This window comes from Mycobacterium sp. DHQP2018-32-09, assembly GCF_058148405.1.
On sequence record NZ_JBYVYK010000003.1, the window covers coordinates 137,597 to 152,947 of the forward strand.

At 70.4% G+C, this 15,351-nt stretch carries 15 protein-coding genes and 1 pseudogene; 7 read left to right on the forward strand and 9 right to left on the reverse strand.

Translation table 11 applies throughout. The features are described 5' to 3' along the window. Nucleotides 1-182: 182 nt before the first annotated feature. The 3 genes from phoH2 (at nt 183) to AC30CM_RS03190 (ending at nt 3,688) form a co-directional block, all read left to right on the forward strand. Nucleotides 183-1,508, forward strand: a complete 1,326-nt coding sequence (gene phoH2, locus AC30CM_RS03180; RefSeq protein WP_490115363.1) for an RNA 5'-3' helicase PhoH2 — start codon at nt 183-185, stop codon at nt 1,506-1,508. 80 nt (nt 1,509-1,588) lie between these two features. Next, on the forward strand, nt 1,589-2,470 hold the full coding sequence (locus tag AC30CM_RS03185) for a polysaccharide deacetylase family protein (RefSeq protein WP_490115364.1): 882 nt from the start codon (nt 1,589-1,591) through the stop codon (nt 2,468-2,470). Between the two features lie 6 nt (nt 2,471-2,476). After that, nucleotides 2,477-3,688, forward strand: coding sequence for a cation:proton antiporter (locus tag AC30CM_RS03190; protein ID WP_490115365.1), 1,212 nt, complete (start codon nt 2,477-2,479; stop codon nt 3,686-3,688). A gap of 33 nt (nt 3,689-3,721) precedes the next feature. Here AC30CM_RS03190 and AC30CM_RS03195 read toward each other — a convergent pair whose 3' ends face one another. Further along, complete coding sequence (locus tag AC30CM_RS03195) at nt 3,722-5,134, reverse strand: class II fumarate hydratase (protein ID WP_490115366.1); 1,413 nt, start codon at nt 5,132-5,134, stop codon at nt 3,722-3,724. A gap of 52 nt (nt 5,135-5,186) precedes the next feature. After that, nucleotides 5,187-6,248 carry a class II fructose-bisphosphatase gene (gene glpX / locus AC30CM_RS03200; protein ID WP_490115367.1) on the reverse strand — a complete coding sequence of 354 codons (1,062 nt, stop codon included), beginning with the start codon at nt 6,246-6,248 and terminating at the stop codon, nt 5,187-5,189. A 53-nt stretch (nt 6,249-6,301) separates the two neighbouring features. Here glpX and AC30CM_RS03205 point away from each other — a divergent pair, with 53 nt between their 5' ends. Both AC30CM_RS03205 and AC30CM_RS03210 read left to right on the forward strand, forming a co-directional pair. Further along, complete coding sequence (locus AC30CM_RS03205) at nt 6,302-6,952, forward strand: DUF4245 domain-containing protein (protein ID WP_490115368.1); 651 nt, start codon at nt 6,302-6,304, stop codon at nt 6,950-6,952. Between the two features lie 9 nt (nt 6,953-6,961). Continuing rightward, the gene (locus tag AC30CM_RS03210; protein ID WP_490115369.1) at nt 6,962-7,795 is read left to right on the forward strand and encodes a dienelactone hydrolase family protein; all 834 of its coding nucleotides are present in this window, start codon (nt 6,962-6,964) and stop codon (nt 7,793-7,795) included. A gap of 7 nt (nt 7,796-7,802) precedes the next feature. Here the strand turns inward: AC30CM_RS03210 and AC30CM_RS03215 are convergent, their stop codons facing one another. Continuing rightward, nucleotides 7,803-9,017 (reverse strand): AI-2E family transporter, encoded by a 1,215-nt coding sequence (locus tag AC30CM_RS03215; protein ID WP_490115386.1) that lies wholly within the window; start codon nt 9,015-9,017, stop codon nt 7,803-7,805. Next, nucleotides 9,017-10,081 (reverse strand): NAD-dependent epimerase/dehydratase family protein, encoded by a 1,065-nt coding sequence (locus tag AC30CM_RS03220; RefSeq protein ID WP_490115370.1) that lies wholly within the window; start codon nt 10,079-10,081, stop codon nt 9,017-9,019. The genes AC30CM_RS03215 and AC30CM_RS03220 overlap by 1 nt, the downstream gene beginning before the upstream one ends. 227 nt (nt 10,082-10,308) lie before the next feature. On the opposite strand from AC30CM_RS03220, the gene AC30CM_RS03225 reads away from it, so the two are divergent. Further along, a complete protein-coding gene (locus AC30CM_RS03225; protein ID WP_490115371.1) occupies nt 10,309-10,731 on the forward strand; it encodes a DUF5994 family protein in 423 nt (140 codons plus the stop codon). 7 nt (nt 10,732-10,738) lie between these two features. Here AC30CM_RS03225 and AC30CM_RS03230 read toward each other — a convergent pair whose 3' ends face one another. The 4 genes from AC30CM_RS03230 to AC30CM_RS03245 form a co-directional block, all read right to left on the reverse strand. Further along, on the reverse strand, nt 10,739-11,815 hold the full coding sequence (locus AC30CM_RS03230) for a 3-beta-hydroxysteroid dehydrogenase (protein WP_490115372.1): 1,077 nt from the start codon (nt 11,813-11,815) through the stop codon (nt 10,739-10,741). Between the two features lie 64 nt (nt 11,816-11,879). Continuing rightward, on the reverse strand, nt 11,880-12,092 hold the full coding sequence (locus tag AC30CM_RS03235; RefSeq protein WP_490115373.1) for an exodeoxyribonuclease VII small subunit: 213 nt from the start codon (nt 12,090-12,092) through the stop codon (nt 11,880-11,882). After that, the gene (xseA, locus tag AC30CM_RS03240) at nt 12,079-13,335 is read right to left on the reverse strand and encodes an exodeoxyribonuclease VII large subunit (RefSeq protein ID WP_490115374.1); all 1,257 of its coding nucleotides are present in this window, start codon (nt 13,333-13,335) and stop codon (nt 12,079-12,081) included. The genes AC30CM_RS03235 and xseA overlap by 14 nt, the downstream gene beginning before the upstream one ends. Next, entirely contained in the window at nt 13,332-13,925 is a 594-nt protein-coding gene (locus tag AC30CM_RS03245; protein WP_490115375.1) for a lipid droplet-associated protein, read from the reverse strand. The genes xseA and AC30CM_RS03245 overlap by 4 nt, the downstream gene beginning before the upstream one ends. Before the next feature lie 52 nt (nt 13,926-13,977). Here AC30CM_RS03245 and AC30CM_RS03250 point away from each other — a divergent pair, with 52 nt between their 5' ends. After that, the gene (locus AC30CM_RS03250; RefSeq protein ID WP_490115376.1) at nt 13,978-14,979 is read left to right on the forward strand and encodes a 4-hydroxy-3-methylbut-2-enyl diphosphate reductase; all 1,002 of its coding nucleotides are present in this window, start codon (nt 13,978-13,980) and stop codon (nt 14,977-14,979) included. Between the two features lie 2 nt (nt 14,980-14,981). Here AC30CM_RS03250 and AC30CM_RS03255 read toward each other — a convergent pair. Further along, nucleotides 14,982-15,351: pseudogene (locus tag AC30CM_RS03255) on the reverse strand (DUF6542 domain-containing protein); the annotation flags it as partial.

Consider the following 15,351-nt stretch of genomic DNA (forward strand, 5'->3'; position numbering starts at 1 on the left):
TCACGGCGCGGCGAGGGATGCGCACACCCGGCCGCGAGTAACGTCGCAGGGGATGGCTAGCGACATGCTCTGCTGTCCGGGCGGTACCCGTCATTCGACGAGAACGGGACCGGCCCCGGTCCTAGTACCGCGTGCGTCCGCCGAAATGGTCGTGTGGGGCCACACGGTCCGAGGAGCGCCACGTGACTGAATCGTCTGATCAGCCTCAGGTTCGGACCTACGTGCTGGACACCTCCGTGCTGCTGTCCGACCCCTGGGCGTGCACCCGGTTCGCCGAGCACGAGGTCATCGTTCCCCTGGTGGTCATCAGCGAACTCGAGGCCAAACGGCACCACCACGAGCTGGGGTGGTTCGCCCGCCAGGCGCTGCGGATGTTCGACGACCTGCGGCTCGAACACGGGCGGCTCGACCAGCCGATTCCCGTTGGCACACACGGCGGTACGCTTCAGGTCGAGCTGAACCACAGCGATCCGAGCGTCCTTCCCCTGGGCTTCCGCACCGAGACCAACGACGCCCGCATCCTGACGTGCGCCGCCAACCTCGCCGCGGAGGGCAAACACGTCACGCTGGTGAGCAAGGACATCCCGCTGCGCGTCAAGGCCGGCGCGGTGGGTCTGTGCGCCGACGAGTACCACGCGCAGGACGTGGTGACGTCGGGCTGGACCGGGATGGCGGAGATCGACGTCTCCGGCGAGGCCGTCGACACGCTGTTCACCGACGGCGACCTCGATCTGGAGGAAGCCCGAGATCTCCCGTGCCACACCGGTGTCCGGTTGCTGGGCGGCACGTCGCACGCGCTCGGCCGGGTGACCGCCGACAAGCGCGTGCAGTTGGTCCGTGGTGATCGCGAAGTGTTCGGCCTCCGGGGAAGGTCGGCCGAACAGCGCGTCGCATTGGATCTGCTGCTCGACGAGTCGGTGGGCATCGTGTCCCTCGGCGGCAAGGCAGGCACCGGCAAGTCGGCGCTGGCGCTGTGCGCGGGCCTGGAAGCCGTGCTGGAGCGGCGCACGCAGCGCAAGGTCGTCGTGTTCCGGCCGCTGTACGCCGTCGGCGGACAGGAACTGGGCTACCTGCCCGGCAGCGAGAGCGAGAAGATGGGGCCGTGGGCGCAGGCCGTCTTCGACACCCTCGAAGGCCTCGCCAGCCCCGCGGTGCTCGAGGAGGTGCTCTCGCGCGGCATGCTCGAGGTGCTGCCGCTCACGCACATCCGTGGCCGGTCGCTGCACGATTCGTTCGTCATCGTCGACGAGGCGCAGTCGCTGGAACGCAACGTGCTGCTGACCGTGCTGTCGCGGCTCGGGTCGGGGTCGCGGGTGGTGCTCACCCACGACGTCGCCCAGCGCGACAACCTGCGCGTCGGCCGCCACGACGGCGTGGCCGCGGTGATCGAGAAGCTCAAGGGTCATCCGCTGTTCGCGCACATCACGCTGCTGCGCAGCGAGCGCTCGCCGATCGCGGCCCTGGTCACCGAGATGCTCGAGGAGATCAGCCCCGGCGCCCTGCCCTGATCGGGTCCGTCCGCCGGGTCGTGCGCGCGTACCCCGTCGCGGGTGCGCGCGCACGCCCCCGGACTAGGTAGGCTGCGTCCGTGCGCAAGCGGCCCGACACCTCATCCTGGTCGTACTGGCGGATGGTCGCCGGTGTGTGCGCCGGCGTGGCGATCGTGGTGGTCGGTGGATTCACCGGGCACGTGCGGGTCGCGAAGGCCGACGTCGTCGACTGCCAGCAGGTCAAGTGCATCGCGTTGACCTTCGACGACGGCCCCAGCCCGTACACGGATCGGTTGCTGCAGGTGCTGCGCGACGCCAACGCCAAGGCGACGTTCTTCCTGATCGGCAACAAGGTCGCCGCCAACCCGGACGGTGCCCGCAGGATCGCCGACGCCGGCATGGAGATCGGCAGTCATACCTGGGAGCACCCCAACATGACGACGATCCCGCCCGAGGACATCCCCGCCCAGTTCAGCAAGGCCTCCGACGCCATCCAGGCCGCCACCGGCCAGCGGCCGACGCTGGTGCGCACGGCCGGCGGCCTGGTCAACGACCAGGTGCTCGCCGAGGCGGGCAAGCAGGGCCTCGCCGACGTCAACTGGGACGTGATCCCGTTCGACTGGGCCAACGACGGCAACACCGCGGCGACGCGGGCGCTGCTGATGAGCCAGATCAAGCCGAACTCGGTGGTGCTCTTCCACGACACCTACTCCTCGACGGTGGACCTGGTGTACCAGTTCCTACCGGTGTTGCGCGCCAACGGCTATCACATGGTGACGGTCAACCAGATGCTCGGGCCGCTCACCCCTGGCACCTCCTACGGCAGCCGGGAGAACGGGCCCGCCGTCAACGACCTGCGCGACCTGCCGCCCGCCGACCTGCCGACACTGCCTGCGACGCCGTCGCCCGCGCCGATGCCGAACTTCCCGATCACCGACATCCCCAACCAGAACTCCGGCGGCCCCAACAACGGCGCCTGATCCGTCATGGTCACCGAGACGGCGTTCGTCCTGACGCTGTTGGTGCTGGGGTACGCCGTCGTCTCGGGTCTGGTGAATCGCTGGTACTTCGCGCCGGCGCTGGTGTTCGTCGCATGCGGGATGGCGTTGGGCCCGTTCGGCATCGGCGTCGTCGACGCGGGTCCGGGGGCCGGTGCCTTCGCCCTGGTGGCGCAGCTGGCACTGACGATCATCCTGTTCAACCAGGCCGTCGAACTCGACCTGCGACGCGTGGTGCGGCGGCGCGAGCTGACGTTCCGGCTGCTGGTGATCGGCGTTCCGCTGGCGATCGTCCTCGGCGCGGTGACGGCGGTGCTGATCCTGCCGGTCATGCCGCTGTGGGAGGCCGTCTGCCTGGCGGCGATCGTCGCACCCACCGAGGTCGCGTTGATCCACGCGCTGCTGGGGGATCGTCGTGTGCCCGAACGCATTCGGCACGCGCTGTCCACCGAGAGCGGGTTCTACGACGGGTTCGCGCTGGCTGCCGTGCTGGCCGCGCTGGCGCTGGCCTCGGATCGCACCGACCCCGATCCCGCCCGGTGGGGCGAGTTCCTGCTGCGCACCGAGCTGCTGTCCAGCGTCGTCGGCGTGCTGATCGGCGCGCTGGGCGGCTGGCTCATCGCGCGGTCGCGGCGGCACGGGTGGATGAGCGACACGTGGGCGCAGCTGGCGACGCTCGCGGTGGCGCTGCTGTGCTTCCAGGTGGGGGAACACGTGCACGGCAGCGGCTTCGTCGCGGCGTTCGCCGGCGGCGTGGCGTATGCGATGACGAGCAGACGGATGGGCACCGCACCCGACATGCAGGTGTCGCAGGCGGCGGGCCAGCTGCTGGAGTTGACGGTGTTCGCCCTGTTCGGCGGATACGCCGTCATCAGCGGGTGGCGCGCCGCCGACTGGCGCGTGGTGGTGTTCGCGCTCGTCGCCGTGATCGGCGTGCGGTTGGTCGCGGTGTCGGTGGCGTTGGTGCGCACCGCCGTTCCGGCGCGGCAGCGGCTGTTCATCGCGTGGTTCGGGCCGCGCGGCATCGGCACGCTGGTGCTGGGCCTCATCGTCATCGAGCGCGGCGAGATCGAGCAGACGTCACTGATCACTCAGGTGGTGGCGGTCTCGGTGACGCTGAGCCTGGTGATCCACAGCGCGTCGGCGTGGCCGGGCATCCGGTGGCTGGCCGGCTCACCGAACGGCCGTACGACTCCGTGACGTCGCGGACCCGTACGGCCGTTCGGTGACGTCCTAGCGCAGGCGCTCGTCGTCGACGCGGGCCATGGCCAGCACGTCGAGGCGCTTGTCCAACTCGGCCTCGCTGAGCTTGTCGCCGATGAGCCCGCGGTCGATGACGGTCTGGCGGATGGTCTTCTTCTCGGCCAGCGCCTGCTTGGCGACCTTGGCGGCCTCTTCGTAGCCGATCGCCGAGTTCAGCGGCGTCACGATCGACGGCGACGACTCGGCCAGCTCGCGCAGCCGGTCCTCGTGGGCCACCAGGCCGTCGATGCACTTCTCGGCGAACAACCGAGAGACGTTGGCCAGCAACGTGAACGACTCGAGCACGTTGCGCGCCATCATCGGGATGTAGACGTTGAGTTCGAAGGCGCCGGACAGCCCGCCCACCGTCACGGCGGCGTCGTTGCCGATCACCTGCGCGGCCACCTGCGTCACCGCCTCGGGCAACACGGGGTTGACCTTGCCGGGCATGATCGAGCTGCCGGGCTGCAGGTCGGGCAGCTGGATCTCGCCGAGGCCGGTCAGCGGGCCGGAGCCCATCCACCGGATGTCGTTGGCAATCTTGGTCAGCGAGGTGGCGATGGTCTTGAGCGCACCGGAGGCCTCCACCAAACCGTCGCGGGCGGCCTGGGCCTCGAAGTGGTCGACGCACGGGCGCAGTTCCTCGACGCCGGTCTGGCTCTTGAGCACCTCGACGACCTTGGGGCCGAAGCCTTCCGGGGCGTTGAGCCCGGTGCCCACCGCGGTGCCGCCGATGGCCAGTTCGCCGAGGCGGGGCAGCGTGGCCTTGACCCGCTCGATGCCGGCCTCGATCTGGCGGGCGTAGCCGCCGAACTCCTGGCCCAACGTGACGGGCACCGCGTCCATCAGATGCGTGCGACCGGACTTGACGGTGGTGCGCCACTGCCGCGCCTTGCCCGCCAACGACTCGTGCAGCACCTCCAACGCCGGGATGAGGTGGCGCACCGCGGCTTCCGTCGCCGCGATGTGCGTGGCGGTGGGGAAGGTGTCGTTGGAACTCTGCGACATGTTGACGTCGTCGTTCGGGTGCACCGTGACGCCACCGGCCGCCGCGATGCTCGCGATCACCTCGTTGGCGTTCATGTTGGAGCTGGTGCCTGACCCGGTCTGGAAGACGTCGATGGGGAACTGGTCGTCGTGCTTGCCGTCGGCGATCTCGGCGGCCGCGGCGATGATCGCGTCGGCCTTCTCCGGGGCGAGCAGCCCCAGATCCTTGTTCACCTGGGCGCACGCGCCCTTGAGCAGGCCGAGGGCGCGAATCTGGGTGCGCTCCAACGGCCGGAACGAAATGGGGAAGTTCTCCACGGCGCGCTGCGTCTGGGCGCGCCACAGCGCGTCCTTGGGCACGCGGACCTCGCCCATGGTGTCGTGCTCGATGCGGTATTCGACTTCGTTGTCGGGCATGTGCTCGCTGTTCGCCTCTCGGGATGATGGGTGGTGACGGGTGGTGACGGGGTCAGGGCAGGGGGTAGGCGGCGGTCTTGTCGCCGGTGAAGTCGACGGCCGAGTACTCGTTGAGCTTGGCCAGCCGGTGGTAGGCCTCGATCATGCGGACGGTGCCGGACTTGGAGCGCATCACGATCGACTGCGTCGTGCAGCCGCCGCCGTAGTACTGCACGCCCTTGAGCAGGTCACCGTCGGTGACGCCGGTGGCGCAGAAGAAGACGTTTTCGCCCGAGACCAGATCCTCGGTGGTGAGCACCTGATCCAGGTCGTACCCGCGGTCGATGGCCTTCTGCCGCTCGTCGTCGTCGGTCGGGGCGAGCTTGGCCTGGATGGCGCCGCCCATGCAGCGGATGGCCGCGGCGGCGATGATGCCCTCCGGGGTGCCGCCGATGCCGACGAGCATGTCGGTGCCCGACCCGGGCCGGCACGCGGCGATGGCGCCCGCGACGTCACCGTCGGAGATCAGCCGGATGCGGGCGCCCGCCTCGCGGACCTCGGCCATGAGCTGCTGGTGGCGCGGCCGGTCCAGGATGCACACCGTGAGGTCGCGGACGCTGGACTTCTTCACCTCGGCGACCTTGCGGATGTTCTCGGCGATGGGCGCGGAGATGTCGATGACGTCGGCGGCGTCGGGGCCGACCGCGATCTTGTGCATGTAGAACACCGCGGACGGGTCGAACATGGCGCCGCGCTCGGCGACGGCGAGCACCGAGATGGCGTTGGGCATGCCCTTGCTCATCAGCGTGGTGCCGTCCACCGGGTCGACGGCGAAGTCGCACTCGGGCCCGTCGCCGTTGCCGACCTCTTCGCCGTTGTACAGCATGGGCGCGTTGTCCTTCTCGCCCTCGCCGATCACCACGACGCCGCGCATCGACACCGAGTTGACCAGCTCGCGCATGGCGTCGACGGCCGCACCGTCGCCGCCCTCCTTGTCGCCGCGGCCCACCCAGCGGCCGGCGGCCATGGCCCCCGCCTCGGTGACGCGCACCAGCTCCAAGGCGAGGTTGCGGTCGGGTGCTTCGCGGCGAGAGGTCGAGGAGCCGCTTGCCTGAGGAGCTTCGTCAGCCGTCATGCGGGGATTCTCCCATTAGGTGGTCGGTGGCGGGGAGCTGGGATACTGGCAAGGTGACCGTCCCAGCGGGCAGCTCGCCCACGCCACCTCCCGGACCCAAACCGGCCAAGAACCGGCTGTTCCAGGACGGTCGCGACATGTTCTGGTCGATGGCGCCCCTGGTGGCCATCTGCATCGCGTTCGCCGGGCTGCTGGGCATGTGCTCGTTCGCCCCGGAGGGCCCCGGCGTCGGCACCGCGCCGTCGTACGACGCCAGGGGCGGCCTGCAGGCCGACGCCGACGCGCTCAAGATCCCCATTCGATTGCCCCAGCTGCCCGACGGCTGGCACGCCAACTCGGGCTCGCGCAGCAGCATCGACGGTGGGCGGCTGGACTCGGCGGGCAGGCCGGCGCGCGCGGTGTCGTCGCGCATCGGCTATCTGAGCCCCAGCGGCATGTACCTGGCGCTGACGCAGAGCGACGCCCTCGAGGAGAAGCTCGTCGCGGCGCTCGATCCGAGCCTGGTGCCCACGGGAACCCAGGACGTCGACGGGGTGACGTGGATCGTCTACGAGGGCGACGAGGGTGTGCGGCCGGTGTGGACGACGCGGTTGAACGGGGCAGGCGGGCCGGCGCAGCTCGCGCTGCAGGGCGCCGCGGGTACGGAGGAGTACCGTACGCTGGCGAAGGCGACGCAGAGCCAGTCGCCACTGCCCGTCCGCTAGGAGCGCGCCATGACCTCGTCACGCCGGCCCTCCGCTGCCGCCGCGGCGGCACCGGAAGCAGATCTGAGCGGCTGGGCGTGCGCGCCCTTCTCCGCCGCCGGATACACCCACGACGTGTACCGCAAGGGCGAGGGCCCCGGCGTCGTGCTCATCCCCGAGATGCCCGGCCTGCACCCCGGAGTGCTCGCACTGGGCAACCACCTCGTCGACAACGGCTTCACGGTGGCCGCGCCGTCGCTGTTCGGCACCCCCGGCGCCCCCGCGCTGAGCCCGGGCGCGGCGCCCGTGCTGCTGAAGGGCTGCGTCGCCAAGGAGTTCGCGGCCCTGGCCACCAACGCCGACCGGCCCGTCGCCCACTACCTGCGGGCGTTGGCCCGCGACCTGAGCGCCACCACGCCCGGCAAGGGCGTCGGCGTCATCGGGCAGTGCTTCACCGGTGGCTTCGCCCTGGCCGCGGCCGTCGACGACAGCGTGCTGGCGCCGGTGCTGAGCCAGCCGTCGGTGCCCATCCCGCTGACGGCCGCGCAGCGCCGCGACCCGGGCATGTCCGAACGCGAACTCCAGGTCATCGAACGTCGCGCCGCCGAGGACGGGCTGTGCGCGCTGGCGCTGCGGTTCACCAAGGACCCGATGTCGCCCGGCGAGCGCTTCCAGACGCTCAAGGCGCGCCTGGGCGATGCGTTCGAGGTCATCGAGATCGATTCCGGCAGGGGCAATCCGGACGGGTTCGGCCGGTCGGCGCATTCCGTGCTGACCCGCGAGGTGCGCGAGGTCGACGGCCACCCCGCCTACGAGGCCCGCAAGCGCGTGGTCGCGTTCCTCACGCAGCGGCTGGCGGTCTGACCTCCGGTCACCCGCCGTCGGCGGCGCGTTCCTGCTTGGCCGCCAGCCGTTCGTGCACCCGGTCGTTGCCGAGCCGTTGCCGCAACCGCGCCGCCACCCGCCCGAGGCGGCCGGGACGCTTGGGCGTCTCGTCGTCGGGGAGGTCGTCGGGATCGACGATCGGCACCCCCTTGAACACCGCGAGGTACACGCTGACGGTGGTGACGATGACGATCATCAGCACCGGGCCGATGACGATGCCCAGGAAGCCGAACATGCCGATGCCCGCGAACACCGCGAGCAGCATCAGCGCCGAATCGAGCCGCGCCTGCTTGGGCACCAGGATGGGGCGCAGCACGTTGTCGACGTTGGTGACCACCAGCACGTGCCAGACGATCACGAAGATGCCGCCCCACACGTTGCCGAACAGGATCATGCCGAGCCCGAACGGGATGCTGACGATACCGCCGCCCAACGGGATCACCGACAGGGCCGTCAACAGGATCGCGAAGATGAAGAATCCCTGGTGGAACCCGGCCAGGTAGATCGACACCGCGCCGAGCAACCCCTGCGCCAACGCGATGACGAACTGCCCGAAGACCGTCCCGCGCACCATGGCGCCCATCTTCTCCAAGTACAGCTCGGTGACGTCCTCGCCGAGCGGATTGAGCTTGCGCAGCAACAGGTGGACGCGGTCGCGATTGCTCAGCAGCGAGACGAACACGTAGATGAACAGCACGGCCGCCGTCAGTGCGCCGGCGAGCCCGCCCACGGCGCCCTGCAACACCGTGAGGGCCCACTCACCGGCTCGCTGCGCGACGGTGGCCATGCGCTCCTGCAGCATCTGCGGCGTCACGTCGACGCCCGTCAGGAACGGCACGCGGTCGATCGCGTCGTTGACCACCTGCAACGCCCGGTCGCCGAGGGAACTAAGATCGGTGCGCGCCACCCATCCCGACACGTTGCCCACCATGGTGCTGATCTGCGCCACCGCCAGCAGCACCAGCAGGCTCACCGGGATGATGACGGAGAACAGCGCGGCCAGCACCGTCACCGTCACCGCGGCGCCCCCGCCCATGCGGCCCCGCAGCCACGTGTACACCGGGTTGAACAGGTAGGCCGCCACGGCGGCCACCACGATCACCATGAAGTAGCCGCGCAGGAAGTAGGCGGCGAACGCGAGCGCGGCCACGGTCGCGACGGCCAGCGCGCGTTTCTGGGGCGCGGTGAACTGCGTCTGCATCACGGCCGATCCGGGCTCGGATCGCCCCACTCGGATCGCACGGCGCCCCACGGGTCGGCGTAGCGTCCGGGCTTGCCGTGATAGGCCGAGCGGCGCGCGAGGAAGTGGCCCGCGATGGGGGCCAGCAGGCGCAGCGGATAGCGCCTCCAGCCGGCCTTCTCGGCGGTCTCGGCCAGGATGTCGGGGAACGACACCGACTGGAAGCGCAGCACCTGCTGCGCGCGTGCGGTGTCCATCCAGTCGGTGGCGAACCAGTCGGCGTCGCTGGCGGGGTTGCCCCGCCGTCCGATCGGCAGGGCGCCCACCAGTCCCAGGGCGGCCGCGGTGGCGGGCCCGATGTCCCCCTGTTCGAGCCGGTGCGACGCGTCGTCGCCCCCGACGAGCAGGATCTCGCCGACGCAGTCTGCGGTGGTGGCATTGACGAAGGCGGTGGCGACGTCGCGGACGTCGACGGTCTGGATGCGACCGTCGATGGGCAGCGCGCTCTCGAAGTAGAGGAACTCCGGCTTGATGTCGAAGCTGATGTCGGTGGTCAGCACCCCTCCCAGCCGCAGCACCACCCAATCGATGCCCGACGTGCGCACCAGCTCCTCGGCCTCGGCCTTGTGCGTGCCGTACAGGTCGCTGGGGCGCACCGGGGTGTCCGCCGACAGCACGTCGGCATGGGTGTGGGGGTTGCGTGAGCCGTAGACGGCGACGCTGGAGGCCTGCACGAAGCGCGGGGGAGAGGGCAGCGCCGCCGCCGCGGCCACCAGGTGCCCGGTGGCGTCGACGCTGACCGCGCGTGCCAGTGCGGGCCTGGCGTAGCAGAACGGCGGGATGATCGCGGCGAGGTGGATGATCGCGGCCGGCTGCACGGCGGTCAGCAGTGTGGTGACCTGCCCGGGGTCGGTGAGGTCGGCCCACCGCACCTCGACGCCCGGTGGGAGTGCGCCGGCGGCCTTGCGGTTGGCGGGAACGTCGAGGTCGGTGGCGACCACCCGGCGGCCGTCGGCGGCCAGCCGGCGGACGGTGGCCGATCCGACGAGTCCGAACGCACCCGTGACCAGAACCGCGTCAGACATGACCCTCCCTGCGTGGTCGGAGGCGGCCGATGAATCCCGCCCAGCCAAGCACTCTAGAGCGCTTCGGCCTGCCTCACCTCGGATGTGGTGACGCGCGGCCGAGCCCGCGTGCGACGGCCCTGGTCTAGACTCAGGTGGTCGTAGGTTCCTCGCGTTCCCGTATCTTCGGTCGCCGTCTGCGATGAACCATTTCCCGACGGGAGCACCGAATGGTGCCGAATTCGCCCATGGAAACCACGGTCACACGGTTGGTGCTGTGCAATCGATCTCCGGTGCGGGGCGGAGTCGACGCCGTGTGGTGGCCGCGGGGGTCCAAGCTCGCCGAGCAGTTGCCGGACCTGCTGCGGGTGTTCGAAGCGCTGATCGGCGACGTGCGGCGGGTGGTGTACGACAGCCGGATGTGGCCCGACGAGCCGCGCCGGCTGATCCGCAGGGGCGTCCCGATCACCGTGGACCCGTATCGGATGACGTGGTGCGAAACCCTCTATCTCGCAGGCACACACATGCGTGACGCGGTGATCTACGTGCTGCCCTCCGGGTGTGAACCGCGCCTGGCGGGCGGCGTGCTGGACATGGTGTCGGCGGGGACCACGCCCCTGTGTTCGGCGGCGCTGCGCGAGTTGGTCGCCGACGCGGCCACGCGACGCTGAGGCGGAGTCAGGCCGGGACGGGCGCGCCCGCGGCCTTCATCCGGGCGTAGAGCTCGGTGTAGTAGGGCAGGCAGTCGGCCATCGCCTGCTGCGTGGTGAACAGCGGCTCGTAGCCGAGGTCGCGCTTGGCCTTGGCGATGGAGAAGTAGTTGTCGAGGTAAATACGTTCCACGCCAAGCGGTTCCAGTGGCGGCCTGGGGATGCCGAGGGTGAAGTGCAGCCACTGCCACACCGTGACGGCCAGCCACACCGGTTTGCCGGGCACCCGCAAGGTCGGCAGCTTCGCGCCGCACGCCTCGACGACCGGGCGGGAGAACTCGAACATGTTGATGGGTTCGCCGTCGTTGACGAAGTACGCCTGTCCGGGGGCGGTTCCGCCGGGGACGAGGTGTTCGGCGGCCAGGATGAACCCGTGAATCAGGTTGTGCACGTAGGAGTTGTCGAGCTTGACGTCCTTGCTGCCCACCAGCACCTTGACGTGGCCGGCCAGCACGCTCTCGAACACCTTGCGGAACATCGTCTGATCGCCGCGGCCCCAGATGCCGCTGGGCCGAATGGAACACGTCAGCAATCCGCCGACGCCGTTCTGCGACAGCACGAACTTCTCGGCGACGACCTTGGTCTCGGTGTAGAGGTCCTTGAACCGGTCGGTGTACGGCAGGGTCTCGTCGCCGCCGGCGATCGGCCGCCCGCCCACCACCACGCTGTTGGACGCCGTGTAGACGAACCGCGCGACCCCCGCCGCCTGGGATGCGCGCACCAGGTTCTCGGTGCCGCCGACGTTCACCGCGAAGCTGCGGTCGCGGTTGGCCGATGCGCCGCCCATGAGGTCGATGATCGCGGCGGTGTGGAACACCGTGTCCACGCCGGCCACCGCGGCGGCCACGTCGTCGCGGTTCGTGATGTCACCGACCACCTGCTGCAGTCGCGGATGCTCGGGCAGCGGCGAGGCGACCCGATCGAACGACCGCACGGTGAGGCCGCGAGTCAGCAGTTCGGTCACCAGGTTGGCCCCCACGAAGCCGGAACCGCCGGTGACGAGGACGTGTCCGAGGCTCTCGGCGCGCAGCGTTGGATCACCCATGAGCGACGAGCCTAACTGAAACGTGTTCTATTTTCGAGACCGGATGACCTGGGGTCGTGTCGGATCAGGCGTCGTCGGCGTCCTCGGCGGCTAGGGCGCGCTCCACCCGCAGCCGGGCCCCCTCCAGATGCTCCTCACAGCGTTTCGCCAGCTCCTCGCCTCTTTCCCAGAGCTTCAGCGAATCGTCGAGGCTCAGCCCGCCCTGTTCGAGCCGGCGCACCACCTCCGTCAGCTCGTCCCGGGCGGCCTCGTAGCCCAACTCACTAATGGGTTTCATCCGACTCCTCGCTCGTGCCCGAACTGACCGCGGTGATGGCGCCGTCGCCGACGCGGATCCGGATCCGCGTCCCGGCGGGGGCGTCCGCCACCGACCGCAGGATCGCCGTCGTACCGTCCCCGGCCACCGTCTGCACCACCGCGTACCCGCGCGCCAGCGTCGCCGCAGGCCCCAGCGTCGCCAGCCGGGCCGCCAAGTGCCCGACGCGGTCGGCCTGGGCGGCGATGGTGCGGGTGACGTCACGCCGCACCGCGGCCAGCGCGCGCTCGACCTCGTCGGCCCGGGCGTCGATGGACGCCAGCGGCTGCGCCAGCACCGGCCGGTTGCGCAACTGACTCACCGCGTGCTGCTCGCGATGCACCCAGTTGCGCAGGGCGCGGGCGCTGCGGGCGCGCAGGTCGGTGACCAGTGCGCGCTCGGCGGCGGCGTCGGGGACCAGGCGCTTGGCGGCGTCGGTGGGCGTCGCCGCCCGCAGGTCGGCCACCAGGTCGCACAGCGGGCTGTCGGGTTCGTGGCCGATGGCCGTCACCACCGGGGTGGTGCAGCGCGCGATCTCGCGGCACAGCGTCTCGTCGCTGAACGGCAGTAGATCCTCGAAACTGCCTCCGCCGCGGGCGATCACGATGACGTCGACGTCATCGTCGGCATCGAGGTCCCGCAGCGCGGCCACCACCTGCGCCACGGTGTTGGGACCCTGCACCACGGTGTGCCGCACCGCGAAGCGCACCGCGGGCCAACGGCCGCCGGCGACCGTGGTGACGTCGCTCTCGGCGTGGCTGTCCCGACCCGTGATCAGGCCGATGGTGTTGGGCAGGAACGGGATCGGGCGCTTCAGTCGCGGATCGAACAGGCCCTCGGCGTCCAGCAGACGACGCAGCCGGTCGATGCGCGCCATCAGCTCACCGATGCCGACCGCGCGAATCTGGTTGACCCGCAACGAGAACGATCCGCGGCCGACGAAGAAGCTGGGCCGGCCCAGCATGATCACCCGGGTGCCCTCGGCCAGGGGTACCGGCGAGTTGTGCACCAACTCGCGCGGGCACGTCACCTGCAGGGACATGTCGGCGTCCGGGTCACGCAGCACCAGGTAGGCGGTGCTGGAGTTCGGGCGCACGTTCATCTGCGCGATCTGCCCCTCGACCCACACCGTGCCCAGCTTGTCGATCCAGCCCTTCACCAACATGGACACGGTGCGGACGGGATAGGGATGCTCCGGGGACTTGCCCTGCTCGGCGTCGGTCACTTCGCCGAAGCGCGGGTGATCCTGTTGGCCAGCAGCGTCTGGAACGGTGCCCGCGCCTTCGTCGCCTCCTCGTAGGCGAGCAACTCCTCGAGTTCGGCGACCTTCAACGACGTCATGCGCGCCCGCAGCTGCGCCAGCGTCAGCGACGGATAGTCCAGTTCGGCCACCATGGCCGGCGCGTCGGTCGCCGGCGGCGTCACCGGCGCCGCGTCCCGCTGCGGCTCGACGTCGGGTTCGCCGGTGCTGTACAGCGCGAACCGGCCCTCGGTGAGGCGCTCGCCGCGACCGGCGGCGGTGTCGTCGTCGGCGCGCTCGTCGTCCTCGTCACCGCCCAGGTCGGCGTACAGGTCCTCGTCGAACGTCGCCCATTCGGGCTGCTCGTCCTTGGGCGGGAACAGCTGGTCGAGCGTCTCGTCGCCGCGGTTGACCAGGTCGGCGACGTCCTGCTGCATCTTCATCACCAGGTGAGCCACCTGACTGGCGACCGTCATCGGATAGGTCAAGATGGTCTGCGGCAGCTTCCGGGTTTCCTCGAGGGCCGTCACCGCCGCACCGATCAGCAGGCGGACGCCATACGGTGCAGTTGCCATGGGTGCAGCCTACGGCTGGCAGCGCGGGCGTGCGGGTAAGTACCCTTGAGGCATGCCACCGACGATCAACATGGGCATCCCCGGTGCCGCCAGCTCGGTCGTCGAGAAGACGGCCGGCAAACGCGTCCTGCTCGCCGAGCCCCGCGGATACTGCGCAGGCGTGGACCGCGCCGTGGAAACCGTGGAACGCGCCCTGGAGAAGCACGGTGCGCCGGTCTACGTGCGCCACGAGATCGTGCACAACCGCTACGTCGTGGACACCCTCGCGAAGGCGGGCGCGGTGTTCGTGGAGCAGACCGACGAAGTGCCCGAGGGGGCCATCGTGGTGTTCTCCGCGCACGGCGTCGCGCCCACGGTGCACGAGGAGGCCGCCGCCCGCAACCTGCGCACCATCGACGCCACGTGCCCGTTGGTGACCAAGGTGCACAACGAGGCCAAGCGCTTCGCCCGTGACGACTACGACATCCTGCTCGTCGGCCACGAGGGGCACGAGGAGGTCGTCGGCACCGCCGGGGAGGCGCCCGACCACGTGCAGGTGGTCGACAATCCCGACGCCGTCGACGGCGTCACGGTCCGCAATCCGGACAAGGTGATCTGGCTGTCGCAGACCACGCTGAGCGTCGACGAGACCATGGAGACCGTGCGTCGCCTGCGGGAGAAGTTCCCCACGCTGCAGGACCCGCCCAGCGACGACATCTGCTACGCCACCCAGAACCGGCAGGTCGCGGTCAAGGCCATGGCGCCCGAATGCGACCTCGTCATCGTGGTGGGATCGAAGAACTCGTCGAACTCGGTGCGGCTCGTCGAGGTCGCGCTGGGCGCCGGCGCGGACGCGGCCCACCTGGTCGACTACGCCGAGGACATCGACCCGGCGTGGCTGGAGGGCGTCACCACGATCGGCGTCACCTCGGGGGCGTCGGTGCCGGAGATCCTGGTGCGCGGCGTGCTCGAGCGCCTCGCCGACGAGGGCTTCGACACCGTGCAGTCGGTGACCACGGCCAACGAGACGCTGGTGTTCGCGCTGCCGCGCGAGATCCGCCCGCCGCGCCCCTGAACCTAGACGTCGTACTCCCACGAATCCGCGTCACGCGAGCGACGCGGCCTGCGCTGTTCGGTGCGCGGGTCGAGCGGCTGATCGTCGTCGTCGGAGCCGCGGTAGCGCACCCGTGAGACCGGGTGGTGCGTCCCGCCGCTCGGTGCGCTCGGCTGGTAGGAGTCGTAGTCGTAGGTGTCGTAGGGTCCGTACTCCGGCATCCGGTGCCGGCGCTGGGGCCGCTCGGCGCGCTCGGGGCGTTCCTGGCGTTCGGGTCGGTCCGCCCGGTCGGGGTAGTCGTAGCGGTCCGGCCGCTCGCGGCGCACCGGACGCTCGGCGCGGGTGCGCTCCCCGCGGCGCTCGACGGGCGGGCCGTTGCGCCGCTCGCGAGCC

Bases quoted from the DNA above. Each gene is read 5' to 3' on its own strand.
- AC30CM_RS03190 (WP_490115365.1), top strand. From the start codon at position 2,477: ATGGTCACCGAGACGGCGTTCGTCCTGACGCTGTTGGTGCTGGGGTAC.
- AC30CM_RS03195 (WP_490115366.1), bottom strand. From the start codon at position 5,134: ATGCCCGACAACGAAGTCGAATACCGCATCGAGCACGACACCATGGGC.
- glpX (WP_490115367.1), bottom strand. From the start codon at position 6,248: ATGACGGCTGACGAAGCTCCTCAGGCAAGCGGCTCCTCGACCTCTCGC.
- AC30CM_RS03210 (WP_490115369.1), top strand. From the start codon at position 6,962: ATGACCTCGTCACGCCGGCCCTCCGCTGCCGCCGCGGCGGCACCGGAA.
- AC30CM_RS03215 (WP_490115386.1), bottom strand. From the start codon at position 9,017: ATGCAGACGCAGTTCACCGCGCCCCAGAAACGCGCGCTGGCCGTCGCG.
- AC30CM_RS03220 (WP_490115370.1), bottom strand. From the start codon at position 10,081: ATGTCTGACGCGGTTCTGGTCACGGGTGCGTTCGGACTCGTCGGATCG.
- AC30CM_RS03225 (WP_490115371.1), top strand. From the start codon at position 10,309: ATGGAAACCACGGTCACACGGTTGGTGCTGTGCAATCGATCTCCGGTG.
- AC30CM_RS03230 (WP_490115372.1), bottom strand. From the start codon at position 11,815: ATGGGTGATCCAACGCTGCGCGCCGAGAGCCTCGGACACGTCCTCGTC.
- AC30CM_RS03235 (WP_490115373.1), bottom strand. From the start codon at position 12,092: ATGAAACCCATTAGTGAGTTGGGCTACGAGGCCGCCCGGGACGAGCTG.
- AC30CM_RS03245 (WP_490115375.1), bottom strand. From the start codon at position 13,925: ATGGCAACTGCACCGTATGGCGTCCGCCTGCTGATCGGTGCGGCGGTG.
- AC30CM_RS03250 (WP_490115376.1), top strand. From the start codon at position 13,978: ATGCCACCGACGATCAACATGGGCATCCCCGGTGCCGCCAGCTCGGTC.